The 23,534-nt window shown below is 63.6% G+C and carries 22 protein-coding genes; 10 read left to right on the top strand and 12 right to left on the bottom strand.

Annotated elements, in window-relative coordinates; translation table 11 throughout:
* Window positions 1-19: 19 nt before the first annotated feature.
* The 5 genes from R0382_RS10950 to R0382_RS10930 all read left to right on the top strand — a co-directional run bounded on the left by R0382_RS10950 (window position 20) and on the right by R0382_RS10930 (window position 4,666).
* Window positions 20-487, top strand: coding sequence for a hypothetical protein (locus R0382_RS10950; protein WP_432719623.1), 468 nt, complete (start codon window positions 20-22; stop codon window positions 485-487).
* Window positions 488-588: 101 nt separating this feature from the next.
* On the top strand, window positions 589-1,119 hold the full coding sequence (locus R0382_RS10945) for a hypothetical protein (protein ID WP_432719622.1): 531 nt from the start codon (window positions 589-591) through the stop codon (window positions 1,117-1,119).
* A 166-nt stretch (window positions 1,120-1,285) separates the two neighbouring features.
* Window positions 1,286-2,227 carry a TraB/GumN family protein gene (locus R0382_RS10940; protein ID WP_432719621.1) on the top strand — a complete coding sequence of 314 codons (942 nt, stop codon included), beginning with the start codon at window positions 1,286-1,288 and terminating at the stop codon, window positions 2,225-2,227.
* 66 nt (window positions 2,228-2,293) lie between these two features.
* Window positions 2,294-3,331, top strand: coding sequence for an aldo/keto reductase (locus tag R0382_RS10935; RefSeq protein WP_432719620.1), 1,038 nt, complete (start codon window positions 2,294-2,296; stop codon window positions 3,329-3,331).
* Between the two features lie 147 nt (window positions 3,332-3,478).
* Window positions 3,479-4,666, top strand: a complete 1,188-nt coding sequence (locus R0382_RS10930) for a M20 metallopeptidase family protein (protein WP_432719619.1) — start codon at window positions 3,479-3,481, stop codon at window positions 4,664-4,666.
* 1 nt (window position 4,667) lies between these two features.
* Here R0382_RS10930 and R0382_RS10925 read toward each other — a convergent pair whose 3' ends face one another.
* Genes R0382_RS10925 through R0382_RS10915 form a run of 3 tightly spaced genes read right to left on the bottom strand, consistent with a single transcriptional unit; the run spans window position 4,668 to window position 6,283 of the window.
* The gene (locus R0382_RS10925) at window positions 4,668-5,114 is read right to left on the bottom strand and encodes a carboxymuconolactone decarboxylase family protein (RefSeq protein ID WP_432719618.1); all 447 of its coding nucleotides are present in this window, start codon (window positions 5,112-5,114) and stop codon (window positions 4,668-4,670) included.
* A gap of 31 nt (window positions 5,115-5,145) precedes the next feature.
* Window positions 5,146-5,535: a DUF3224 domain-containing protein gene (locus R0382_RS10920; RefSeq protein WP_432719617.1), complete on the bottom strand. Its 390-nt coding sequence runs from the start codon at window positions 5,533-5,535 to the stop codon at window positions 5,146-5,148.
* A 43-nt stretch (window positions 5,536-5,578) separates the two neighbouring features.
* Window positions 5,579-6,283, bottom strand: a complete 705-nt coding sequence (locus R0382_RS10915) for a hypothetical protein (RefSeq protein WP_432719616.1) — start codon at window positions 6,281-6,283, stop codon at window positions 5,579-5,581.
* A gap of 217 nt (window positions 6,284-6,500) precedes the next feature.
* Between R0382_RS10915 and R0382_RS10910 the strand changes: the two genes are divergently transcribed.
* A complete protein-coding gene (locus R0382_RS10910; RefSeq protein ID WP_432719615.1) occupies window positions 6,501-6,839 on the top strand; it encodes a zinc ribbon domain-containing protein YjdM in 339 nt (112 codons plus the stop codon).
* An 81-nt stretch (window positions 6,840-6,920) separates the two neighbouring features.
* Here the strand turns inward: R0382_RS10910 and R0382_RS10905 are convergent, their stop codons facing one another.
* The gene (locus R0382_RS10905) at window positions 6,921-8,531 is read right to left on the bottom strand and encodes a methyl-accepting chemotaxis protein (protein WP_432719614.1); all 1,611 of its coding nucleotides are present in this window, start codon (window positions 8,529-8,531) and stop codon (window positions 6,921-6,923) included.
* A 228-nt stretch (window positions 8,532-8,759) separates the two neighbouring features.
* On the opposite strand from R0382_RS10905, the gene R0382_RS10900 reads away from it, so the two are divergent.
* Entirely contained in the window at window positions 8,760-9,107 is a 348-nt protein-coding gene (locus R0382_RS10900; protein WP_432719613.1) for a GFA family protein, read from the top strand.
* Window positions 9,108-9,165: 58 nt separating this feature from the next.
* Here R0382_RS10900 and R0382_RS10895 read toward each other — a convergent pair whose 3' ends face one another.
* On the bottom strand, window positions 9,166-12,798 hold the full coding sequence (locus R0382_RS10895; protein ID WP_432719612.1) for a phosphocholine-specific phospholipase C: 3,633 nt from the start codon (window positions 12,796-12,798) through the stop codon (window positions 9,166-9,168).
* Between the two features lie 200 nt (window positions 12,799-12,998).
* On the opposite strand from R0382_RS10895, the gene R0382_RS10890 reads away from it, so the two are divergent.
* Complete coding sequence (locus R0382_RS10890) at window positions 12,999-13,709, top strand: MarC family protein (protein WP_432719611.1); 711 nt, start codon at window positions 12,999-13,001, stop codon at window positions 13,707-13,709.
* Between the two features lie 346 nt (window positions 13,710-14,055).
* On the opposite strand, the gene R0382_RS10885 is transcribed toward R0382_RS10890, so the two are convergent.
* The 6 genes from R0382_RS10885 to R0382_RS10860 all read right to left on the bottom strand — a co-directional run bounded on the left by R0382_RS10885 (window position 14,056) and on the right by R0382_RS10860 (window position 19,373).
* A complete protein-coding gene (locus R0382_RS10885; RefSeq protein WP_432719610.1) occupies window positions 14,056-14,910 on the bottom strand; it encodes an alpha/beta hydrolase family protein in 855 nt (284 codons plus the stop codon).
* Window positions 14,911-15,102: 192 nt separating this feature from the next.
* Window positions 15,103-15,609, bottom strand: coding sequence for a sterol desaturase family protein (locus tag R0382_RS10880; RefSeq protein WP_432724159.1), 507 nt, complete (start codon window positions 15,607-15,609; stop codon window positions 15,103-15,105).
* A gap of 313 nt (window positions 15,610-15,922) precedes the next feature.
* Window positions 15,923-16,393: a hypothetical protein gene (locus R0382_RS10875; RefSeq protein WP_432719609.1), complete on the bottom strand. Its 471-nt coding sequence runs from the start codon at window positions 16,391-16,393 to the stop codon at window positions 15,923-15,925.
* Between the two features lie 98 nt (window positions 16,394-16,491).
* On the bottom strand, window positions 16,492-16,851 hold the full coding sequence (locus tag R0382_RS10870) for a hypothetical protein (RefSeq protein ID WP_432719608.1): 360 nt from the start codon (window positions 16,849-16,851) through the stop codon (window positions 16,492-16,494).
* 570 nt (window positions 16,852-17,421) lie between these two features.
* Window positions 17,422-18,156 carry a DsbC family protein gene (locus R0382_RS10865; RefSeq protein ID WP_432719607.1) on the bottom strand — a complete coding sequence of 245 codons (735 nt, stop codon included), beginning with the start codon at window positions 18,154-18,156 and terminating at the stop codon, window positions 17,422-17,424.
* 44 nt (window positions 18,157-18,200) lie between these two features.
* Entirely contained in the window at window positions 18,201-19,373 is a 1,173-nt protein-coding gene (locus R0382_RS10860) for a UbiH/UbiF family hydroxylase (protein WP_432719606.1), read from the bottom strand.
* A gap of 57 nt (window positions 19,374-19,430) precedes the next feature.
* Between R0382_RS10860 and R0382_RS10855 the strand changes: the two genes are divergently transcribed.
* Together R0382_RS10855 and R0382_RS10850 are read left to right on the top strand one after the other, a co-directional pair.
* Window positions 19,431-21,728, top strand: coding sequence for a DNA internalization-related competence protein ComEC/Rec2 (locus tag R0382_RS10855; RefSeq protein WP_432719605.1), 2,298 nt, complete (start codon window positions 19,431-19,433; stop codon window positions 21,726-21,728).
* Between the two features lie 32 nt (window positions 21,729-21,760).
* A complete protein-coding gene (locus R0382_RS10850; protein WP_432719604.1) occupies window positions 21,761-22,549 on the top strand; it encodes an MOSC domain-containing protein in 789 nt (262 codons plus the stop codon).
* A 75-nt stretch (window positions 22,550-22,624) separates the two neighbouring features.
* Here R0382_RS10850 and R0382_RS10845 read toward each other — a convergent pair whose 3' ends face one another.
* Complete coding sequence (locus R0382_RS10845) at window positions 22,625-23,524, bottom strand: response regulator (RefSeq protein ID WP_432719603.1); 900 nt, start codon at window positions 23,522-23,524, stop codon at window positions 22,625-22,627.
* Between the last annotated feature and the right edge of the window lie 10 nt (window positions 23,525-23,534).

Raw genomic sequence — 23,534 nt, 5'->3', positions numbered from 1 at the left:
GATCCGCAGGAGAGGACTCATGTCCGAAAAGATTGCCGTTGCCCTGATCGAACACGCCATCCGGCCCATCGTCTATCTGCTGCTCGGCGCGGCCTTCATCGTGTGGCTGTTTTACGTGAGGGGGCCGCTGCTCGATATTCTGGGGCGCGGCGACACGACGGTCAGGGGCCCGGGCTTCGAGGTGTCGCTGCGGATGCAGGCCAAGGAGGGAGACCTGTCAGACGAGCTTGCCGCGCTGCAGACACTGAACGACACCCAGCTGCAGCTCTTTCTGGTGATTGCGCGGCAACGCGGTCCGATCCAGTACAACGGCGAAGAAGTCACCGAGGAAAACCTGAACCGGCTGAAGGACGCGGGCCTGATCGTGGACGTCCGCAGAACGGATCAGGGCGCCTTCCAGTGGAGCGTCTCCGAGAAGGGATACCGGCTGCACAACATCATCTTCAGGCAGGTCATCCGGTCGATCAAGCGCACGCCGGCCACTTAGCGCCCGGACTCAAGCCCCGTCGCGCGGGCCGGCTCGCCGTCGCGCGATTGAAACACAGCGCTGCTACCCTCGCCGGCTTCTACCGTCCGGGGGCCGCCAGCATGCCGCACACCGTCTACAGCAAAACCGCCCAGGGTCAGGCCGACATCGACGCGCGCAGCCTCGGTTTGTCGGCCCGGGCGCGACGGCTGCTGATCCTGATCGACGGTCGACGCACGCTGGCCGAGATCGCCACGGTGCTCGGCCACGCCGAGCTGGCGCCGCTGCTGGCCGAGCTGCAAGCGCGGGCATGCATCACCGCAGCGGGGGCGCTAACCGTTCCCGACGCCGCGCCGCAGCCTTCGGCGCCTTCCGCGCCACCGGCATCACCCACTCCGACCCAGCGTCCCCAGCCGATCGACGCCGTCGATCCGATCCGCATCATCAAGGCCAAGGCGCTGATGACCGAAAGCGCACAGACCTTCCTCGGGCTGATGGCGCGCGGGCTGATCAGCGAAATCGAGGCCGTATCGGACACACCGGCACTGAAAAACGCCATCGCCCGCTGGAATATGGCGCTACGCGAATCGCGCAAGGCCGGGCCGTACGCCGACGAGTTCGTCCAGGCGGCCAAGGTGCTCACCGGGCTGTAGGCCGCGCCGGCGGCGTTTCGCCCGTCTTGCTGGCAGCTGCTTTGCGTCTGCCCGGCCCCTCCCGCCCGCACGGCCACACCGACACGCTTCGGCCACGGGCCGAGCATGTTTATACTGGCGGTCGACCACAGGGCTGCGCGCCCGTACCAATCAGGAGATCTGCCGGATGTTTGCCCGACTTCGCTCGCCCCTTGCGGCGCTGACCGCTGCACTCTGTTCCGCTGCGTTGCTGGCGCCGCTGCCCGCACTGGCCACCAAGCCGACCAAGGCCGACGCTTTTCCACGCGCGGTGCTGTGGAAGATCGAGAAATCCGGCGTCAAGAAGCCGTCGTACCTGTTCGGCACCGCCCACGTCAGCGATCCGAAGGTGACGCAACTGTCGCCGCAAGTGCAGAAGGCGTTCGATGACGCCGACACGGTGACCACCGAAGTCCGTATCGATTACAACGGCATGCTGGACTTCGCCAAGCGCGTGCTGATGCCCGAGGGCGAATCGCTCGCCAGCCAGATCGATGCCAAGCACTATCAGAAGCTGCTGCCCGAACTCGCCGCGCGCGATTATCCGGAAGTCGCCGCCAAGCGCATGAAGCCGTGGGCCGCGGCGATGCTGCTGATGGTGCCGAAGAAGAAAGCCGGCGATCTGCCGCTCGACCTGATGCTGGCGAAAATGGCGATCGAGGGCGGCAAGCAGTACACCGGCCTCGAAACGATTTCCGAGCAGGCGTCGGTATTCGAAACGATTCCGGCCGACAAGCAGAAGACGCTGCTGTACGCGCTGATCGACCAGCAGCCCGATGTCGATACCTACTACAAGAAACTGATTGCGCTGTACGTGCAACGCGACGTCGACGGCATCGTCCGCTTCGCCGATCAGGACGAAGTAACGCTGCCGGCGGCCGATCAGGCCTACTTCAACGACTGGAAGCAAAAGACGCTGATCGACGACCGCAACGACCGGATGACCGAGCGCATGCAGGCGCAGCTGGCCCAGGGCGGCAGCTTCATCGCCGTCGGCGCATTGCACCTGCCGGGCAAGACCGGCCTCGTCGCCCAACTGAAAAAGCAGGGCTACACGCTGACCCCGATCGACGATCGCAAGCGCAAGTAGTAGTCTCTGGCAGCACAACACCATGGAAAGCCGGCTCGCCGGCTTTCCGCGTTTTGGAGAATGACGATGCAATACCGCACCCTGCCCGGCACCGATCTGAAGGTCTCGTCGATCTGCCTCGGCACGATGACCTTCGGCGAGCAGAACAGCGAGCGCGACGCGCACGAACAGCTCGACGCCGCCCGCGCGGCAGGCATCAACTTCATCGACGCCGCCGAAATGTATCCGGTGCCGGCCAAGGCCGCGACGCAGGGGCGCACCGAGGAATACGTCGGCAGCTGGCTGGTGAAGCAGCCGCGCGACCAGCTCATCGTTGCAACCAAGGTCGCCGGCCCGAATCGCGGCATGGACTGGATTCGTGGCGGCCCGCAACTGAACGCCGCGCAAATTGTCGCCGCCTGCGACGCCTCGCTGGCACGCCTCCAGACCGACTACATCGACCTGTATCAGGTGCACTGGCCGGCACGCGCGGTGCCGATGTTCGGCAGCAGCCAGTACGACCCGGCCGATGAAAAACCCGACATGCCGGAGATCGACGAACAGCTCGAAGCGCTGTCCCGGCTTGTCGCCGCCGGCAAGGTGCGCTACCTCGGCACGTCGAACGAAACCGCCTGGGGCGTGGCGAAGTGGGGCTCGGTCGCCGACGCCGCCGGCCTGCCGCGGATCAAGACGATCCAGAACGTCTACAACCTGATCAACCGGACCTTCGAGGCCGGGCTGGTCGAAGCTTGCCACCGCGAACAGGTCTCGCTGCTGGTCTACAGCCCGCTGGCCTTTGGCCTGCTGTCGGGCAAATACATTGCCGATCACCCGCTGGACGGCCGGCTGACCCGCTTCCCGGCCTTCGGCTCGCGTTACCGCAAGCCCTTCGTCGACGATGCCGTCGCCGCCTACGCCCAGCTGGCGCTCGAACACGGCCTGAGTCCGGCCCAACTGGCGCTGGCCTTCGTCCATAGCCGCTGGTTCGTCGCCAGCACCATCATCGGCGCGACGACGCTGGCGCAGCTGAGCGAAAACATCGGCGGCAGCGAAATCGTGTTGTCGGCGGAACTCGAAGCCGGCATCGAAAAGCTATACCGTCAATATCACAGCCCCGCCCTGTAGTCGCGAGCAGCAAAACCCTGAAGCGGCGTTGCACGCGCTCCCTGTACTGTTGCGACCGCAGGGAGTCCCCTTGAGGGACGCGTCGTGCGCCTTGCCAGCACCGCTGCGCTGGGTTTTGCCGCTCGCTCAGTAAAGGACTCTCAAATCATGCGTGCCCAAGCCGAAGCCCTCCGCGACGACATCGTCGCGATCCGTCGCGACATTCACCAGCATCCGGAGCTGGGCTATCGCGAGACGCGCACCGCGCAAAGGGTGATCGCCCAGCTGGTCGCGCTCGGCCTGCCCTACCGCGGCGGGATTGCCGGCACCGGCGTCGTCGCCGAGCTGAAGAAAGGCGACGGCCCGATCGTCATCATCCGCGCCGACATGGATGCGCTGCCGATCACCGAGGACACCGGCCTGCCCTACGCGTCGACGACGCCCGGCGTGATGCACGCCTGCGGCCACGATACCCACGTCGCGATGGGGCTGGGTGCCGCCCGGCTGCTGCTCGACGCCGACTTCGCCGGCACCGTGCGCTTCGTGTTCCAGCCGGCCGAGGAAGGCTGTTACGACGATCCGAACGGCTGGTCCGGCGGACAGCGTATGGTCAAGGAGGGCGTACACGTCGGCGCCAGCGCCGCGATCGCGCTGCATCAGGTCCCGGTGATGCCGACCGGCAAGATCTCGATCCGCGACGGCGCGGTGATGGCCGCCAGCGACGAGGTCGAGATCGTCGTTCACGGCCGCGCCGCGCACGCCGGCGTGTCGCCGCAGGCCGGCATCGACGCCATCGTCATCGCAGCGCAGATCGTCACCACGCTGCAGACCGTCGTCGCGCGCAATGTCGGCCCGACCGACACCGCCGTCGTCAGCATCGGCACCATCCACGGCGGCTCGGCGACCAATATCGTCGCCGATTCGGTGCGGCTGACCGGCACGATCCGCACGCTGGACATGGCCACCCGTGCCCATGTGCATGCCCGTATCGCCGCGATCTGCGAACACACTGCCGCGATGCACGGCACCACGATCGATTGCCGGATCGCCAATGGCTATCCGGTGACGATGAACGATGCCGGCATCGCTGCCATCGCCCGCAACTCGGCGCGACAGGTGCTCGGCGACGACGCCTTGTTCGAGCTGCCGCCACTGATGGGCGGCGAGGATTTCTCGTTCACCGCGCAGGCCGTGCCGTCGTGCTTCGCACTGCTCGGCACGCAGGGGCCGGAGCGCAGCCCGTACTCGCTGCACAGCCCGAAAATGATCGTCGACGAAACCGCGCTACCGCTCGGCGCCGCCTGGCTGGCGCAGACCGCGCTCGACCTGCTGGCGCATTTCGCCGCCCCGCGCTGACTCAGCGGCCAACGTCCGGCACCGAGGCGAATCCGATCGCGATCCGGTTCCACAGATTGATCATGCCGATCAGGACCGTCAGTTTCACCTGCTCTTCGGCGCTGAATTCGGCCTGCAAGGCCGCGTAGTCGGCGTCGCGCGCATGGATCGGCGCGCCACGCGTCAGCGCCTCGGTCCAGCCCAGCGCAGCGCGTTCACGCCCGGTGTACAGCGGCGCCTCCCGCCAGGCATCGAGCAGGTACAAGCGCTCCTCGCGCTCGCCGGCGGCGCGCGCATCGGTCGTGTGCATATGAATGCAGTAGGCGCAGCCGTTGAGCTGCGATGCGCGCACCTTGACCAGCTCGATCAGCGAATGCTCAAGACCGCATTGCTTCACCTGCGCCTCGAGATCGAGCACGGCCTGCATCAGCTGCGGCGCCGCCGCAAACGGATTCAATCGGGGAGTCATCATCACCTCTGAGTCTGTCCGGACGAGCGCGTCATGCATCGAAGCGGTAGTCGAAATCATAAAAATGCCGGCCACCTTCAATGCGGATCGCCAGCGTCCCGCAGAGGCCGCTCAGCTCGCCGGTCCCCGAATCGGGCACGACCGACACCGACAGCTGCGGCGTGCCACGCGTCATCGTGCCGCTGTGTTGCAGCGTGAAACCACCGGCGCGGCCGGCCAGCGTGCCGCTGACCCGCTCGATCGCCACATAGCCCGCCGAACCCTGCACCGCCGTACCGGCCGACAGCATCTCGCCGACGCTGGTCGCGACCAGATCTCCGCTAAAGCGCTTGTCGATCGCCCGCCGCCCCAGCGTGCCATCGGCCGCGTCGTGCAATGCCAGCGCGTGCAGGTCGACTTCGAACGTACCGCTTGCCTTCATGTCCATCCTCCCCGGTATGTGGCCGGCGGCGCCGGCCGGTGCATCAATCGTCGCCGTCGAACAGTTCGCCGGCTTTTTCCAGAATCGCATCGACGCTCGCATCGATCAGCGGCGACATGTAATCCGACACCTTGTCCATCAGCGCCTCGCCGGTATCGGCGGCGACCTTGCTCGCCACCTTCTTGATCGCCGCCTTGAAAATGCCCCTGAGCGAGGTATCCGGTGCGCCGGCGGCGACGAGCGCAAGGCGCAGCGACTCCTTGTCGGCGTCGGCGACCGATGCTTCGGCCAGCGCCGAGATCGCATCAAGGCCGAGCTTGACGATGCTCGGCGAGAACGAGCCGTCCGACAGATAGCCCAGCTGCTTCACCTTGGCACGCAAATGGTCGGACACCAGCGGGTTCTCGACCTCGAGCACGAAGGCCTCGCCTTCTTTCTGGATCAGCGGCTTTTTCAGCAGCGCCTTCACCTTGGCATCCAGCTCGGCCTCGGACGAGCGCCGCAGCTCGCGTGCGTAGATCAGCCCGCGCGCCTTGGCCCGCGTCACGCGCAGCTTGCTCACCAGCTCGTACAGCTCCGGATCGGCGTCGATCGCACCGATCTTGGCAAGTGCGTTCAGGAACAGCAGCTCGACCTCCTGCTTGGGCAAGGCGCTGAAGGCCGGGTTCAGGTACCCCGCCAGCAAGTCGCGCAATGCTCCGCGTACGGTCGCGTCATCCACCGCGTCGATGTATTTCCCTGGCTCCATGCTTGCTCCGTCGTATGCGCTGTCGGCCAGCGCCATGTCTGAATAACCGGATTCACCGGTTTAGCCAATTGTCATGACAGCAAAACGACATTATTGATCGGACTGAAGACAGTTTCAGCCCCCAACCCGCAGCCGTCGCCCACGTGTGCATACTGCCCGCGGAGCTGAGCGCCTCGCCGGCTATACTGCCGGGCTTGCAACGAACCGGAGCCCTGCCATGTCGACCCTTCCCGCCTGTCCGCAATGCGCGATGGAGAACACCTACCCGGACGGCGACAACTACGTCTGCGCCGATTGCGGCCACGAGTGGCACCCGCAGGCGGCCACGACCGACGACGAGGCCCGCGTGGTGCGCGATGCCAACGGCACGGTGCTGCACGATGGCGATGCGGTGGTGCTGATCAAGGATCTGAAGGTCAAGGGTTCGTCGATCACGCTCAAGCAGGGCAGCAAGGTCAAAAGCATCCGCCTCGTCGGCAGCGGCGATCACGAAGTCGACTGCAAGCTGGATGCCGGCCAGTTCATGCTCAAGGCCTGTTTCCTGAAAAAAGCCTGAACGCCGTTCACGCTCATTTCACGCCCATGAAAAAACGCACATCCGTGGATGTGCGTTTTTTGTTGTGTCGCCGCCGCGTGATCAGAGCCGGAAACGGGCGACCGAGTTTTTCAGCTCGGCCGACAGCGCCTCGAGCTGCTGCACATTGCGGTTGGCGGCGGCGACCGAATCGGCCGACGATTCGACCATATTGGCGATGCGTTCGACATTGCTGGCAACGCTGGCACTGGCCACGCTCTGCTCGGCCGTGGCGTTGGCCACGTCGCGGATCTTCGCCAGCGTCGACGCCGAACCGATGCTGATTTCGCGCAGCGCCTCGGCAGCCTTGCCGGCCATCTCGACGCCGCGCGCCACCTGCGGCTTCACCGCATTCATGCTGCTCACCACCGAATCGGTATCGGTCTGGATCGCCTGCGTCATCGTGGCGATTTCACCGGTGGCCTGCGTGGTGCGCTCGGCCAGCTTGCGCACTTCGTCCGCCACCACCGCAAAACCGCGCCCCTGCTCGCCGGCGCGCGCCGCCTCGATCGCCGCGTTCAAGGCCAGCAAATTGGTCTGATCGGCGATGTCCTTGATGACCCGGGCGATGCCGTCGATTTCACGCGAACGCTCGTCGAGGCCGGCAATCAGCGTCGACGCATCGTCGATCTGCGTCGACACGCGCTGGATATCGGACGACGCGTTGTTGACCAGCGATTCGCCCTGCGTCGCCAGCTCGGTCGAGCGCGATGAATTGCTTTCGGTTTCACGGGCGCTCTCGGAAATCTGGTCGACGCTGACCGACATCTGCTCGATCGCCGCCGCCGTGGCCGCCGTCGCATCCGACGATTGCCGCGCGGCCTGATTGATCTGCGTCATCTGCCCGGACAGGCTCGCGGCCGCCTGACCAAGGCCGCTGGCACCCTGCTGGATGCCTTCGATCATCTGCCGCAGGCTGGCCTGCATCGTCGCGACCGCGCCGAGCAGGCTGTCCGGCGCAACCTTGCCGTCGATACGGCGGCTCAGATCACCGGCGGCGATGGCCTGGGCGACCTCGGTCGCGTAGTCGGGTTCACCGCCGAGCCGGACATAGATGCGGCGCGACATCATCACCGCCACGGCAATGACCACCGCCAGCACGATCAGGCCGATCACCAGGAAGGTCATCGCGTAATGCCAGTACGCACGATCGATGTCGTCGGTGAAGGCGCCGAAGCCGACAATCCAGTTCCAGTCGGCCACCTTGATCACGCCGTTGATTTTCTGCACCTGGACATCGCTGCCCGGCCGTTTGGTGACGATGTCGGTAAAGCCGAAATCGCCTTTCGACAGCACTTCAAGATAGGCCTGATGCGTTGTGCGACCGTCGGGCAGCTTACTGCCTTCGTAGACCTTGCCGACCCGTTTCTTGTCCGGGTGCACCAGCATCATCGCATCCATGCTGCGGATGAAGATGTAATCGTCGCCCTTCGCCAGACCAGCCGCGGCCTCGATCGCGCGCGCCTGCGCCTCCTCGCGACTGAGTTTCCCGCTCTGCTCGAGCTTCTGGAACGACTGGACCTGATTGGCCGCCATCTCAAGCAGCAGGCGGATTTCAGCGCGGCGCTCCTGCAACATGCTGGCGCGTATGGTTTGCAGGGCATAGCCCGCGATGATGACAAGGCCGACGACCGCACAAACGACGATCAGCCCCAGACGGGTGGACAGTTTCATGACTTGTAGCTCCGGCGCCCCCCTGCGAGGCGAAATGACATGGTTTGGTCCGCTTGTAGCGGACCGCGTATCACATTAGTAATTTGTAATTTTCTAACTTACAAACGGATTATAACCACGTCCGTACTCCACCGATGGCGTCATCAGGCGGGCCGGAACCGCCCGGCGCCTGGCGCAGCACCTTGCTATAAAAACACGACGGCCATGCCGACAACATAGGGAACATCCATGATCCATCGCGCCAGCTGCCACTGCGGCCGCATCGTTCTTGAGGTTGACGGCGACATCGGCGCCGTCATCAGCTGCAACTGTTCGATCTGCCAGCGCCGCGGCCACCTGCTGTGGTTCGTGCCGCGCAGCAGCGCCAGGCTGCTGACGCCGGAGGACGACCTCAGCACCTACACCTTCAACAAACACGTGATCAAGCATCATTTCTGCCCGAGCTGTGGCTGCGCGCCGTTTGGCGAGGGCGTCGACCCGGCCGGCAACGCCGTGGCCGCGATCAATGTCCGCTGTATCGAGGACATCGACCTCGCCAGCCTGAAAATCCATCCGCACGACGGCCGCAGCAAGTAAGCCGCCATCACGCAAAAACGCCCCGCATTGCGGGGCGTTTCTTATCGGCGCGACGCGGTCAGCAGACGCCCAGATCCTCCCATGGCCGCGCACTGCCGCTGTTGGCATCCGGACGCTCGCCCTGCGTCCACCACTTGGCGCGGTAGTTGTGACCGTTGTAGCTGACGGTTTCGCCGGCCACATACGCCGCCGCACTCACCCAAGCCGCCGCGCACATCTGTGCCGGTAACGGCGCCGCCAGCGCGGCAACCTGGGTGCCGCCGCGCAGGCTGGCAATCGGCTGCCCCGCGGCGGCAATCGCCTTGATTTCGTCGAAGCTCAGCGCCCTGGTCCACACCGCGACATCGTCAAACCCCAGGGTAAAGCGCTCGGCCGGGGTGCGGCTGTAGTAGTCGCCGCGGCCATCCTCGTTCAACGCCCAGCGGCCATAGCTCGGCACGATGTTGCCGGTGACATTGCTGAAGCCGACCACGGTTTCGCGGACATCGGTCGCCGCCTGGCTGGCGTAGCAACGCATCGTTTTCGCGCTCTTGTCGACGCAGATCGCCACATAGCACCAGCTGTCGAGCGGCATCGCCAGATAGCCGTCGGCGCGGTTGAGGCCGTCGCCGACGTTGAACTTGAAGCGGCCATCGCCGGAGCCGCCGATCGAGAAGCCGGCGTTCCTGCCGGTTGCCCAGTCCTTGTTGGCGACGATGCTGGTCATGTTCGTGCCCATGCCCGACGGCATCCTCACCCAGAAACCCAGCGTGAACGCGTTGTTCGCCGCGCTGACGTCGTAAGGCAGGAAGGCAGCCGCCGCCTGCAATGCATCGAGCCGGATGCCGTTGCCGTATTGCGACGCCGGGTAGGTCGCCGGGCCGGTGACGGTCGCCGTGCTGCCGGCCACCTCGTCGCTGCCGTCGGCGTCGAAGCGGTGGTAGTGCGCCAGCCCGGTCAGCAGCGGCGCGCCCCATGGCGACGGAACCGGCGTCGGCGCGGGGTTCAGGCTGTCGATCGGCTGGCTGGCCGCGGCGATCGCCTGGATGTCGGCGGCGGACAGCACGCGGTTCCACACGGCCAGATCGTCGAATTCAAGCAGATAGCGCTCGGTCGGGTAGCGGCTGTAGTAGTCGCCGCGGCCATCCTCGTTCAGCGCCCAGCGGCCGTAGCTCGGGACGATGTTGCCGGTGACGTTGCTGTAGCTCACCGTCGTTGTCGACACCGTGCCGGCGGCGTTGCTGGCGTAGCAGATCAGCTTCTTGGCGGCGGCATCCAGCGTGATCGCGACGTAAATCCAGCTGCCGGTGACCATGGCGATATAGCCATCGGCGCGGTTTTTGCCGTCGCCGATATTGAACTTGAAGCGGCCGTCGGCGGTGGTGCCGATCGAAATGCCGCTGTTCTTGCCGGTGGCCCAGTCCTTATTGGTCGCGACACTGGTTTCGGTCGTCATGCCGGCGGGCATCTTCACCCAGAAACCGAGCGTGAAGCTCGCAGGGCCCGCGCTCATGTCAAACGGCAAATAGGCCGCCGCAGCCTGCTTGGCGTCGAGCTTGAGCGCGGTGCCGAACTTGCCGCCGGTATCAAACGCAACCGGGCCGACCGTGCTCAGCGTCGCGCTGCCGACTTCGTCACCGCCGGCGTTTTCGAAGCGGTAGTAGTGGCTCATGCCGGTCAGCAGCGCGGCGGTAAAACCGGCGCCCGGTGCCGGCGTCGGGCTTGGCGCCGGCGTTGGCGTCGGGCTCACGCCGGCAATCGCGATCCGCCCCGGGAAGGTCATGCTGTTGCCGCCCTCGATATGGCCGCAGTATTCGTAGACGAAGGTGTTGCCGGCATCGCCGGCGATCAGCAGCATGAAGTCGTACCAGTTGCTGCGCGTAGCCAGATTGAAGCTCACGCTCGCATTGGCGGCGACGGGCTGCGGCGTGCGCTGGCCGGCGAGATAGTCGTCGACATTGACGGTGATCGCCACCGGCGCGCGGTTCTGGATCGTTACGCTGACGATGCCGCCGGCCGGGTTCGGCACCACGCTCACCTGCGGATACGCCCCGCCCTGCCACGCCGTCGGCAGCACGTTGCCGGCAAAACGGCGGTAGAAGCTGTTCGGGCCGTGCACGGCCAGATCGAACTTGCCGGATGCGACCGTGCTGGCATCGAACACCTGGGTCTGCGCGCTGCTGCCGACGGTGGCAAACACCGGCGCAAACGTCAGCGCGCCGTAGCCGTGAATATCGAACGCTGCGCCCTGCGTGCCGCCGTTGCTCAGCGTCAGCGTGATCTTCTTCGTCGCCGGATCGACCGACGCATCGACATTCGGCTGCACCGCCACCGGCCGCAACGGCCGCGCGCCACCGTTTTCGATGCTCGGCGCGGCAACCTCGCCGTTCGGCTTTGCCGCCGGCAGGTTGGCGCAGGCAAACGCAGCGTCGCTGGCCAGCGTCGCGGTGTTCGGCAGCGTCGACGGGAAGCCGTAACCGCTGGCGGCAAAGTCGAAACCGTCCATCAGATCGCCGCAGACGCTACGGCGCCACGCGCTGATGTTCGGTTCCTGCACGCCGGTGAAGCGTTCGAGGAAACGCAGCGTCGAGGTATGGTCGCTGGTCTGGCTGTGCACCCAACCGCCGACACTCCACGGCGAGATCAGCCAGGTCGGAATCCGGTGGCCGAGGCCGAGCGGATAGCCGCCGCTCCACTCGTTGGTCGTGCCCGCCGGCGGAATCGGCGGCACGACATGGTCGAAGATGCCGCCGTTTTCGTCATAGGTGTAGATGAACACCGTCTTGGCCCACACCGCCGGATTGCTGGCGAGTGCGTCGAGGAAGACCTTGGCGTAATCGCCGCCGCCGTTCGGGCTGTGGTTCGGGTGCTCGGACAACGCCGCCGGGGCGATGATCCAGCTCACCGCCGGCAAGGCGTCATTGGCGACATCCTGCGCGAACTGGGTACGGGCAAAGCGCGTCATCCCGCGCTTGTAGAGATTCGACGTCGTCGGCGCGTTCTTGAAATTGGCGAACCACGCCAGCGCGTTGTCGTCGTAATTGTCGGCCTCCTGGTACATCTTCCACGAGATGCCGGCCGCTTCGAGCCGTTCGGCATAGGTCGTCCACGTGAAGGCCTTGGATTCGTCGTTGTTCATCGACGCGCCATTGGCCCACAGCCCGGCGCCGTTGCTGCCCGACATCAGGAACAGCCGGTTCGGATTGGTGCTGGTGTCGGCCGAACAGAAATAGTGGTCGCAGGTGGTGAAGGCGTCGGACAGCGCGAAGTGGAACGGGATGTCGGCGCGGCTGTAGTACGCCATGCCGTAGTTGCCCTTGTTGGGGATCCACTTGTCCATGGCGCCGCCGTTGAACGCCTGCCGGCCGGTCGCCCAGTCGTGGGTGACGTCGACCATGCACTGGCCGTTGGTGGTGGCGCTGTTGAGCCGGAACGGCCAGATCGCCGTACCGGTGGCGCTCTTCTGCGCAAATACACTGCTGCCGTCGGGCAGGCGCAACGGATGCGGATCGCTGTAGCCGCGCACGCCGTTCAGCGTACCGAGGTAATGGTCGAACGAGCGGTTTTCCTGGCTCAGGATCACCACGTGCGCAACCGACGCCAGACTGCCGCCCGACGGCGTACCGGCGGCCAGCACTTTCTGCAGACTCAGCGGCAGCGCACTCAGCGCCGCACCCATACCACCGTATTTGAGGAAATTGCGACGATTCATCTCTCTCTCCGTTGTTGTGTGGCCCCCTCTCGCGGGGGGCAGCGCACTGTGCACGGCGAATATGAATCGCAGCTTTCCGGTGGGTGAATTTGTCACGACATCTAGATGACATGGGGAAACCCGCCGCACGACGGATGCTGACGGCACTACAATCGGTGCATTGCGGGCGCTGCCCGGCCATGGCTCCCGGAGCTTGCTTCATGCTGCAAACGATCACCGCCTTCCTCGGCAATATCCTGCTGGTTGTCGCCGCGCTGATGCCCATCCTCAATCCGCCGGGGCACGCGCCGATCTTCCTGTCGATGACGACGGCGTACAACGAACGGGAAAAAGCCATCCTCGCCCGCCGGGTCGGCATCTACAGTTTCGTGCTGATTCTGGCGAGCATGTTCACCGGCAGCTATGTGCTCGGCTTCTTCGAAGTCTCGCTGCCCATCGTCCGCGTCGCCGGCGGCCTGCTCGTTGCCGCGGCCGGCTGGAAGCTGTTGTCGGAGGAAGGCAAGAGCAGCAACCGCAAGTTGGAGGAACAGGCCGTGGCGCTGGAACACAGCAACGAGGAGCTGCGCTCGCGCGCCTTCTACCCGCTGACCTTCCCGATCACCGTCGGCCCCGGCACCATCACCGTCGCGATCACCCTCGGCGCCGGCCTCAAGGGCCCGGGCCTCTTGCACCGGCTGGACATGCCGATCGCCAGCATCATCGCCACCGCGCTGGTCGCCTATTCGCTGTACTTCTGCTACCGCTACGCCGAAAAGATCATGCGGTTGCTGGGCAGCACCGGCACCATCGTCTTCCTGCGGCTGTCGGCCTTCATCCTGTTCTGCCTCGGCGTGCAGATCGTCTGGGATGGCGCCAGCGCCCTGCTCGCCGATTTCGTCGCGCATTCGGTGCCGGGCCTGCTCAAGCGCTGATCCGGCCCCATGGCACGGCTTGGCGCGCACTCGCAGCCGATGCCCACACCGCCTTGCACCTCCACGATGCCGTCAACCCGGGGCGCGCTAAGGCCCAGTGCGTGCGCGGCTTCCACCCCGGCCTCGGCGCGATCGACCGACGGATTGAACAGCTTCAACACCCGAATATCCCCCCAGGAGAACACCTGGGCGGTTCGACCGGTTCCGACTAAGCGCGCTTCGCGAAAATCCTGCTGTATTGGCGTGTTGGACACCTTGTGCGGCGCAATGTTTTAACTTGAAGTTGAACAGTCTCGCGGACTTTATGTGCAAGATCCGCTCAAACAATGCGTTGGAGCAAATACGTTCAGGACAGCTCGGGCAACAGATGCGCCCGCCAAAGAGCGCCCTCGAATCGCGCGTTGAAGAACCCGAAATGGCCAATGCGCGTCGTGCCGATGTCTTGCGGCGAAATACGCTTCATTGTCCTTGGCGCCTGCTCGTAGAACCCGTGCAGCGAAGCGGTATTGCGGGCGGACATCAATTCATCATCGGTGAACGACAACGAAGTCATGGGCGTGATGACGGCCGCAAAACTTTCCCGAGCCGCAGGGCCTTCCGCGCCAACGGCATATGCCGGGTTGAGGCACCAGCGCCGCCACTGCATCATCACGCCCCGGGGCAAATCACCGACCTTGCGAAGCCGTTTCCCCGGGAAATAGCCGAAGAGCCGCGTAGCCAGTGGCGCTACGACATACCATAACCACCAGACTTTCCACTTGAGGCCAGGCGCGTTTTCGATCCAGTAACCACTCCCGCTGGCAATGGTGATGATCTTGGCGATACGGCCAAGATCAGCAACAAAACCGGGAATCTGGCCACCGAGGCTGTGGCCCAGCCAGTAAAGCGGCATGCTGGGCGCCAAGGCGGAAGTGGCATTGATCATCGCGTCGCAATCAAAGCGCGCCCAGTCGACAATATCAAGGTCGAGTTTTCGTATGTCACCATTGTTCGATAAACCTGTGCCGGCGTAGTCGAACGTCGCAACCAGATAGCCTTGCGCGGCGAGCCACGTCGCCAACGGCGCGTAGTAGCCCTGGTTCACGCCCATTGCCGGAACAATCAGCACCGCAGCCCTCGGATCACTATCCGGACGAAAGAACGCAGCCTGAATGGTGCAGCCATTCTTGGCCATGACGGTTTGTCGCTTGATGACGGTCATATCGGTTCCGATAGGAAAGAGTCAGGAGAATTCATGCGCCAAAACATCTTAATTAACCAGCATATTTAAGCCAGCCCGGATTGAATAAAACATTAGTGTGTTGTATTTATTTTGATCATTTCCATACTGAACAAAGGCCATCTTTGACGTTGAGCAACGGGAAAAGGTGACAAAACCGATCTGGTGGATTCTTCATTGTCGATACACATCTTTGAAGCGCAGCATATCAAACAACTTCTCTTCCTGACGGCCGGGGAAGCCGCAGCGATCCACAAAGGGCTCGGCGTCTTTGAAAGTGCCAAACAAACGATCCCACCAAGTTATATCTCCAAAGTTATATCTGTGCACGCCCAATTGATGATGAATAGCATGGTGCTCTGGTCGTTGAATGAACCACCCTAGCCACCGTGGCGTTCGAATGTTTGAGTGATAGAAATACTCCCCGACAGCACCAAAGAGCGATGTCCAGGCGCCAGCTTCAGCCGTACCGCCGAAGACGCAATAGATCAATAATCCCGTGAGGATGGAGTCGGCCGCGATCTCGATCGGGTGTTTGTAGAACGACGTAAGCAGTTCAATCCGTGACGGGCTATGGTGCACCTGATGGAATATGAGCCAGAATCCATTTGCGTGGCGGAGTCGATGCCACCAATAGAACACAAACGTCCCGACTACCCAGTAAAAAGCGCCCTCGGCAATTGGGTTTGACCAACCCCCAAGCTGGAACAGCGCATGACTTCGAAAAAAACGGTTCCATACCAGCCCACCAACGCCGATCAGAACAAGCTACAACACATTCATCAACGTCGCTCGGACATACCAACCAGGCGATGACGGAAGCGCCCGACCAGGACGAACTCGCTCCCACACGAAGAACGTCAACGTTGCGTAAACGATTAAAGTAGCCGGAAGAAATTGCTCTTGGTATGGCATCTATTGGGCCTCGCAATCATGGGTATCTATATGCCTAACATAGCGCCCAACGCCCTAAGGGTCGAGGTTGAGCGCCGTGTTAGATGCCATCAAGCCCTCGCCTTTTGGATTGATCAAGCCACTTTTCAATTTTTTCTCGATCTTGAGCGCTACATGCTCCTGAATTGGACATTGCAGAAGCAATACGAGCTTGGGCTGCTCCGTGCAAGAAAGATACAAAAGCAACCTGCTTGTCACCGAATCCCCTATCACGTGCACCTTTGGTGAGAGCGGCATAATTGGACTGCCAGTCAAGACTGCACCATTCGGCAAGACCTGAAACTTCACCAGCATCGAAAGAACGCGTGATGACTGCTTTTGGAATTGGGACTGTAGTTCGTTCCCTCTCTGAGGCTGGCTGGGCAAACTGACCATTGGAAAGCTTTGCTTTTCCCCAGAAGTTCTGGAGCACGAGAGAAACAAACTCTTCTCGTTGCGGTTCCGACAAAATTCCAGCGTGCGAAGCACCGCAAAGGAAGGCGAGCAGGAGTGGCAAAACGAGATTACGCATCAAGTGGCACCTAACGTTGAAAGCACGCTGCCGCCGGCGTTGCGCTGCAGCGGAGGGAACCCAAAGCGCAGCGTTGGGCGGTCAGGTTGACTGAAGGATCAGGTTTTCGTTGTGGCAAGTACACTTGAGTCATTTAACAAAGGCCCCAAGTGAATGTACGCTTTTCGTGCACCTGAGCTAAGAGCGAGTTCTTTGAATATGCGCTCTTCGATTTGCGACAAACCACCATCGACCATTTCAAGAGGGTGAATGACAGCCACTGGGATTTTATAAAAACGACGCGCCGTTACACGCGAAACAAGCTCTTTGATCGTTTTATCGGCATTTGTGAAATTTCCGACCAATAATCGATTGGAGCTGAATTCTGACGTTGCAGTGGCTTGTTCTTGAGTTTCGATGCAACGGATCGTGATCGTGTTTTTACTGATTTTTATGTAAAACGTGTCGCGAAATTTCATGGAAAACCTAACATTTTAATTAATGGGTGGACGTTAGCCCGTTCCGGTTGAAAGAAGAATTAGAGGACTCAACCAACGAGCTCCATCTGGTGAGATTCAAGACCAAGCGAGTGGCTCATGTATTGTTCTTGCTCTATTTCATTCCACGTTTTCTCAACCCAAACGCATCCATATTGGTCAATTTCATAAACGACAAGAATTTCACCAATCATTGATTGGACTTCCGAAAGCTCGTCCGCGGGCAATGACGCGAGAAGATCCGGTGATAACCGTAACAGCCGAATGCGTGAGCCCACGTGGACAGGTAAGCCGTTTCTATCAGTTGAGGAAATCATCGCCAAGAGCACTCTAACGTGGTGTATGCGCCATGGTGCATATCACAGTAGATTAAGGAATCTGCGACATATCCGATCACTCCGCCGACACGTCACGTACTTTCTAAAAGGTTACTATTTTGCTGTCTGTAAGTGTACACGGCAGCCGGTTTTGCGGTGAACAGCAGCACCGATCCTGTCGCCACAGACACAAAAAAGCCCACCATCGCGGTGGGCTTTTTGTCGGGCGAGCGGCTTACTTCGCGCCGAGCAATTGCTCGACCTGCTGGCGCGGAATCGCGCCGGAGACGATGCGGCCGTTGCCGAACACCAGCGCCGGCGTGCCGGTGATGCCGAGCGATTCGCCCAGCACCAAGTTCTTCTCGATCGGCGTCGCGCAATCGGCCTTGCCTTCGGGCAGCTTGCCGTTGTTCATGAAGTTGCTCCACGCCGCGGCCTTGTCGTCGGCACACCAGATCAGCTTGGATTTGCGTTCGGCATCCGGGTGGATGTTGAGCGGGAACAGGAAGGTATAGATGGTGACGTTATCGACACCCTTGAGACTTTCTTGTTCGAGGCGCTTGCAGAACGGGCAATCCGGGTCGGAGAACACCGCCAGCTTGCGCGCGCCGGTGCCGCGCACTTCCTTGAATGCCTGATCGAAAGGCAGCTTGTTGAAGTCGGTCTTCATCAGCTCGGCCATGCGGCGCTCGGTGACGCTTTCCTTCTTGGCCACGTCGACCATGTCGCCAACGATGACGAAATTCGCCTGTGCGTCGGTGTAGACAATCTGGCGATTGGCGATCACGACTTCGTACACGCCCTTGATCGGGCTGGCGTTCACCGCGGTGATCTCGCGGCCTTGCAGCGTCGACGCGAGCTTTTCTCGGATCTGCTTGATATCGGTCTTCGAATCGGCCTGGGCCGAACACGCGGTCAGCGCGACCATGCCGATGACGGCGAGGTTCTTGGTAAGACGGGTCAACTTCATGCGGTTTCCTTTATGGGTACAACACGCGTCAATCGCGTGGCGGCTCACGCGTCCATCGCGTGACGAATCAACTGCTGCTTGATCCAGGGGAGCGAATCGGTCAGGCCCAGCCCGGTGTTTCGCAGCGTTTTCAAGATCGGGTTGCGGTTGTTGAACAGCTTCTGCAGGCCGTCGCACGCGCCCTGCATCAGATAAATCGCTTCGCGCCGCGCCAGTGCGTAGCGGCGCAGGTTGAGGTGGTCGCCCAGCAGGCTGGCTTCGGTAGCCGTCAGCAGTCTGGCCAGTTCGGCCACGTCGCCAAAGCCGAGGTTGACGCCCTGCCCGGCCAGCGGGTGCACGGTGTGCGCCGCATCGCCGACCAGAGCCACGCCGGCACGGACCAGCTCGCGCACATGCGTCAGCCGCAGCGGAAACGCCGCCGCCGGGGTGATGCAACGCAATTCACCCAGCGCACGGCCACCGGCTGCGGCCACTCTGGCGTCGAGTTCGGCCGGCGACAAGGCCAGAAGTTCTTCCTTGCGCGCCTCGAAGCACGACCAGACGATCGAAATCCGGTTGCCGGCCAGCGGCAGCCAGGCCAGGATGCCGTCGTCGAAAAACCACTGCCGCGCGACACCGTAGTGTGGCCGTTCGCTTTCAAAGTTGGCCACCACGCCCCACTGCTCGTACGCGCGCGCCGTGCTGTCGATCCCGGCGCTGCGACGCAGCCACGAATTGGCACCATCGGCGCCAACCGCCAGCCGGGCACGCAGCACGCGGCCATCGGCGAGCGTGACGGTAACACCGTCTTCGTCATGCGCAAACGCGCTCGGCTCGGCCGGCGCCATTACGCTGACATTCGGCGCGGCCAGCGCGGTTTGCCACAGCGCCGCCTGCAGATTGCCGCTTTCGAGGATCGTCGTCAGCGCGTCGATGCCGGCGTCGAGCGCGTCGAAGGTCAGGCCGCTGCGGCCGTCGTCGCCGGTGATCTGCATTTGCGAAACCGGCTGGATGCGCGCCATATCAAGCCGCTGCCACGCGCCGATACCGCGCAGCAGCTTCTCGCTGGCGCGGCTGATCGCGTAGACGCGGTTGTCCCACTGCGCGCTTGGGGTTTCGGTCTGCGGCGTGCGGCCTTCGAGCAGCAGCACCGAATGCGCGCTCGGCGCCAGCGCGGCGGCCAGTGCGGTGCCGACAAGGCCACCGCCGATGATCAGGATATCTGCGTCGTAATGCATGGCGCAGAGTGTAGCAGGCCGGTTTGCCTGAACGAAATGCCGCATCTACGCTGATGCGTGCCTACCTGCCTGATCCTCGTCGCCTTTGTTGTCGGTGTCTGCGTCTTGCAGACCCTTTCCACGCTTCCGCCGCTCTGGCAGCCGCTGTTTGTCGCGGCAATCATGCTGGTACCGCTGCTGGGCTCGGTACGATGGCGACCGCTTGCTGCCTTGGTGCTGGCTGCCACCTTGGGCTTCGGCTACGCCGATCTGCGCGCCCAAGAGCGGCTGGCCGATCGGCTGCCGGCCGGGCTGGAGCAACGCACCGTCGTCGCCGACGGCTACATCGTCGCTCTGCCGCAGCACAGCCAGTACGGCTGGCGCTTCACTTTTGCCGTCACCGGCAGCGATCCTCCGGGGCTGCCGACGCGCGTGCAGGTCAGCAGTTACGGCGATGCTTTGCAGCCTCGCGCCGGCGAGCGCTGGCGACTGACGCTCCGGCCCAAGCGGCCGCATGGGCTGGCCAACCCCGGCGGCTTCGATCTGGAGCGCTGGTTGCTGAGTGAAAACATCGGCGCAACCGCCAGCGTCAAAGCCGCCGAACGCTTGCCCGGCCACGCATGGCAAGCCGGCGTCGACCGGCTGCGCGAGGCCCTGCGCGATCGGCTGCAGCAGCAGCTCGGCGACGCACCGTATCGCGGCGTGATCGTCGCGCTGGCCATCGGCGATCAGGGCGGCGTCCCGAAAGACCAGTGGCAACGCTTTGCCACGACCGGCGTCACCCATTTGATCAGCGTGTCGGGCCTGCACATCACGCTGTGGGCGACGCTGTTCGGTGCACTGGTCAACGCCGGCTGGCGTCGCGTACCGCGACTGGCGATGCGCGTGCCAGCGCAACGCGCCGCGCTGGTCGCCGGCGTGCTCGCGGCACTGTCTTACAGCGTGTTGTCCGGCCTGAGTGTGCCGACGCAACGGACACTGCTGATGCTGCTGGTCGCCGCGATGGGTCTCTGGCGCGGCCGCAGCACGTCGCCGCTGCTGATCTGGCTGCTGGCGCTGGCGGCCGTGGTGCTGGTCGATCCGTTCGCCCCGCTGTCGGTCGGCTTCTGGCTCTCCTTCCTGACCGTCGGCGCGCTGCTGTACGCCGGGGCGCCGACGCTGGGCGACACGCCGCGCTGGCGCGGCTGGGTCGGTGCACAGTGGATTGCAACACTGGCGAGCTTTCCGGTGCTGGCGCTGGTATTCCAGCAATTGCCGCTGGTGTCGCCGCTGGCGAACGCGTTGGCGATTCCCCTGGTCAGCATGGTCGTCACGCCGCTGTCGCTGATCGGCGTCGTCGACCCGACCGGCACCCTGCCCTGGCTGGCCGAGCGTGCTTTCGCGCTGACCGACCGCTGGCTGCAGCTGTGCGCGCATGCGCCGGTGCTGACGCTGGCGTCGCCGCCGGCCTGGGCCTGGCTGCCGGCGGCGTTCGGTGTCGTGTTTTGGCTGTCGCCGCGCGGCCTGCCCGGACGGCTGTATGCACCGGTACTCCTGCTGCCCTTGGTCGCGCCGACGCCGGCAATGCGCGAACCGGGCACGTTCCGCGCCACCGTGATCGACGTCGGCCAGGGGCTGGCGGTCCTCGTGCAGACGCGCTCGCACACGCTGCTGTACGACACCGGCCCGCCGATGGCGACCGACCGCGCCTTGTTGCCGACGCTGCGTGCACTGGGTGTTCGCCGGCTCGATCTGCTGACCGTGTCGCACAATGACAACGATCACAGCGGCGGCGCCGAGGCCGTACTGCACGCATTCGATGTCGAGCGTGTGCATTCGACCCTGCCGGCCGAGCACCCGGCGCGCCTGCTCGGTACGCCGCATGTCGACTGCGCAGCCGGCCAGACGTGGATGTGGGATGGCGTGCGCTTCGACGTGCTCTGGCCGGCAGCCGGCATGGTCGTAACCAACGACAACGCCAGAAGCTGCACGATCCGGATCAGCACACCCGCAGGCCATGCCTTGCTGCTCGCCGGCGACCTGGGCCGCAACGAAGAACTCGAACTCGTATCGCGCGGCCTGCCGGCAACCGACCTCGTCGTCGCGCCGCATCACGGCAGCCGCTCGTCATCGTCGCAAAGCCTGATCGACGCGACGGCGCCGCAATGGGCGGTGTTTTCAGCCGGCTATCTCAACCGCTTTCATCACCCGAATCCGAGCATCGTCGAGCGTTATGCCGATGCCGGCGCAACGCTGTTGCGTACCGACGACGATGGCGCGATCACGCTCGATGTCGGCCCGCAGGTCCAGGTCGGGCGCTGGCGCGCCGCTCACCGGGCCTACTGGTCGGCCGGCGCGGGCGCCGAACTGTCACTCCCCGAGCCGCATGCCGACTGATACAGTCAGCACCTGATCCCTCAGAGCCCGCCATGCCTATCCTGACCGCGCTATACCGCTACCCGGTGAAATCGATCCACGGCGAATCGCTGACGCACAGTGCGATCGGCCCCAGCGGGCTGCCCGACGACCGTGCCTGGCTGGTCGCCGATCCCAACGGCCGTTTCATGACCGGACGCGACTGGCCACAACTGGTGCGGATCCACGCCGACGTCGGCCCCGCCACGCTGACGCTGAACGCACCGGGCATGCCGGCGCTGACCGTCGCGCGGTATGCTTTCGATCAAGCGCATCCCGCCCAGGTCTGGAAAGACGAATTCGGCGCGTGGCACGGCCCCGCCGAGGCCGACCGCTGGTTGTCCGACTACCTCGGCACCGCAGCGCGCTTGCTGTATACCGGTGCGGAAAGCCAGCGGCGCGTCAAACGCCACCCCGACCTGCCGCTGTCGTTCGCCGATCGCTATCCGCTGCTGCTGATCGGCGAAGGCTCGCGCCGGCAACTGTCCGACTGGGCCGGCCAGGATTTCTCGATGGCGCGCTTCCGGCCGAATCTGGTCGTTGACGACGCGGCGCCGTTCGCCGAGGACGGCTGGCAGCGCATCCGCATCGGCGACGTCGTATTGCGTATGGTCAAACCGTGCGAGCGCTGCGTGTTCACGACCATCGACCCCGACACCGGTGAAAAATCGGCCGATCAGGAGCCGCTGCGGACGCTAGCCAAGCGGCGCAAGGGCGAAGACGGCGTGCTGTTCGGCCAGCACATCATCGCCGAATCGTCGGGCCACATCGAAATCGGCATGCAGGTCGAAATCCTGGACTGATCCTTCGGGCCGTACGAAAAAAACCCCGGTCAAGGCCGGGGTTTTCTATGGAACCTGTCCAGCGGACAACCGCGATCAGTCGTCGGCGATCAGCACCCGGGCAATCACCGCATTGCCACAGCCCTGGTATTCGACGCTGTCGAACGACAACATCCGTGCCATCGAGATGCCGCGACCGTGCGGATCAAACGCGCGTTCGGGCGAAAACTCGAGGAAGGGTTGCCATTCGAAACCCTCGCCCTCGTCGGTGATCGTGAAGACCAGCGTGTCGACGCGTTTTTCGAACGCAACATGGACGTTGCGGCGTCGGTAATCGGCGCTGGCCAAACGCACTTCGACCTCTTCCTGCCAGCGGCCCTGCTGCAACAGCCGGGTCTTGTCGGCGTAGCTGATGCCCAGATTGCCGTGCTCGACCGCGTTGACCAGTAGCTCGGACAGGCCGACGGCCACGCGTTGCGGCTCCGGGCAGGCATTCGACAGCAGCAGGGTCAGCTGCCGTGCCTCGTCCAGCGTGCGGAAGCGGAACTCGCCGCGCTCGAGCAGCCGGTAGGTCGACGCCTGTGCTTCCAGTTGCGATTCGAGCTGGCGCTTCTCGCGGTAGAACTTGACCGCAGCGCCGACGATCGCCAGCAGCATGTCACGCTGGAACGGCTTGATCAGGTAGTAGTAGGCGCCGGCCGCCAGGCCTTCACGGACGTTCTCGGCGGCGCCGACCGCCGTCTGCATGATCACCGGAATGTGGCTGATTTCGGACTGCTTCAGTCGGGCCAGCAAGGCCATGCCGTCCATGCGCGGCATCATCCGGTCGAGCAGGATGGTGTCGAAGTCGCGATCGTGCGTCAGCAGCGACCACGCCGCTTCGCCATCCTCGGCGGTGACGACTTCGTAACCGACGTCGGTCAGGTGCTCGCCAAGGATTTCCAGATTGAACGGCTCGTCATCGACGACGAGAATGCGGGCTTCTTGCTGTGGCAATCTACTCTCC

Origin of the sequence: Jeongeupia wiesaeckerbachi, from assembly GCF_050916355.1 — a bacterium.
GTDB lineage: Bacteria > Pseudomonadota > Gammaproteobacteria > Burkholderiales > Chitinibacteraceae > Jeongeupia > Jeongeupia wiesaeckerbachi.
This window is presented reverse-complemented; position numbering and strand designations above follow the sequence as displayed.

Coding starts and splice junctions, on each gene's coding strand:
- R0382_RS10940 (WP_432719621.1), top strand. CDS start 1,286: ATGTTTGCCCGACTTCGCTCGCCCCTTGCGGCGCTGACCGCTGCACTC.
- R0382_RS10945 (WP_432719622.1), top strand. CDS start 589: ATGCCGCACACCGTCTACAGCAAAACCGCCCAGGGTCAGGCCGACATC.
- R0382_RS10925 (WP_432719618.1), bottom strand. CDS start 5,114: ATGACTCCCCGATTGAATCCGTTTGCGGCGGCGCCGCAGCTGATGCAG.
- R0382_RS10875 (WP_432719609.1), bottom strand. CDS start 16,393: ATGCGTAATCTCGTTTTGCCACTCCTGCTCGCCTTCCTTTGCGGTGCT.
- R0382_RS10895 (WP_432719612.1), bottom strand. CDS start 12,798: ATGAATCGTCGCAATTTCCTCAAATACGGTGGTATGGGTGCGGCGCTG.
- R0382_RS10905 (WP_432719614.1), bottom strand. CDS start 8,531: ATGAAACTGTCCACCCGTCTGGGGCTGATCGTCGTTTGTGCGGTCGTC.
- R0382_RS10890 (WP_432719611.1), top strand. CDS start 12,999: ATGCTGCAAACGATCACCGCCTTCCTCGGCAATATCCTGCTGGTTGTC.
- R0382_RS10870 (WP_432719608.1), bottom strand. CDS start 16,851: ATGAAATTTCGCGACACGTTTTACATAAAAATCAGTAAAAACACGATC.
- R0382_RS10885 (WP_432719610.1), bottom strand. CDS start 14,910: ATGACCGTCATCAAGCGACAAACCGTCATGGCCAAGAATGGCTGCACC.
- R0382_RS10935 (WP_432719620.1), top strand. CDS start 2,294: ATGCAATACCGCACCCTGCCCGGCACCGATCTGAAGGTCTCGTCGATC.
- R0382_RS10850 (WP_432719604.1), top strand. CDS start 21,761: ATGCCTATCCTGACCGCGCTATACCGCTACCCGGTGAAATCGATCCAC.
- R0382_RS10900 (WP_432719613.1), top strand. CDS start 8,760: ATGATCCATCGCGCCAGCTGCCACTGCGGCCGCATCGTTCTTGAGGTT.
- R0382_RS10950 (WP_432719623.1), top strand. CDS start 20: ATGTCCGAAAAGATTGCCGTTGCCCTGATCGAACACGCCATCCGGCCC.
- R0382_RS10930 (WP_432719619.1), top strand. CDS start 3,479: ATGCGTGCCCAAGCCGAAGCCCTCCGCGACGACATCGTCGCGATCCGT.
- R0382_RS10860 (WP_432719606.1), bottom strand. CDS start 19,373: ATGCATTACGACGCAGATATCCTGATCATCGGCGGTGGCCTTGTCGGC.
- R0382_RS10915 (WP_432719616.1), bottom strand. CDS start 6,283: ATGGAGCCAGGGAAATACATCGACGCGGTGGATGACGCGACCGTACGC.
- R0382_RS10865 (WP_432719607.1), bottom strand. CDS start 18,156: ATGAAGTTGACCCGTCTTACCAAGAACCTCGCCGTCATCGGCATGGTC.
- R0382_RS10920 (WP_432719617.1), bottom strand. CDS start 5,535: ATGAAGGCAAGCGGTACGTTCGAAGTCGACCTGCACGCGCTGGCATTG.
- R0382_RS10910 (WP_432719615.1), top strand. CDS start 6,501: ATGTCGACCCTTCCCGCCTGTCCGCAATGCGCGATGGAGAACACCTAC.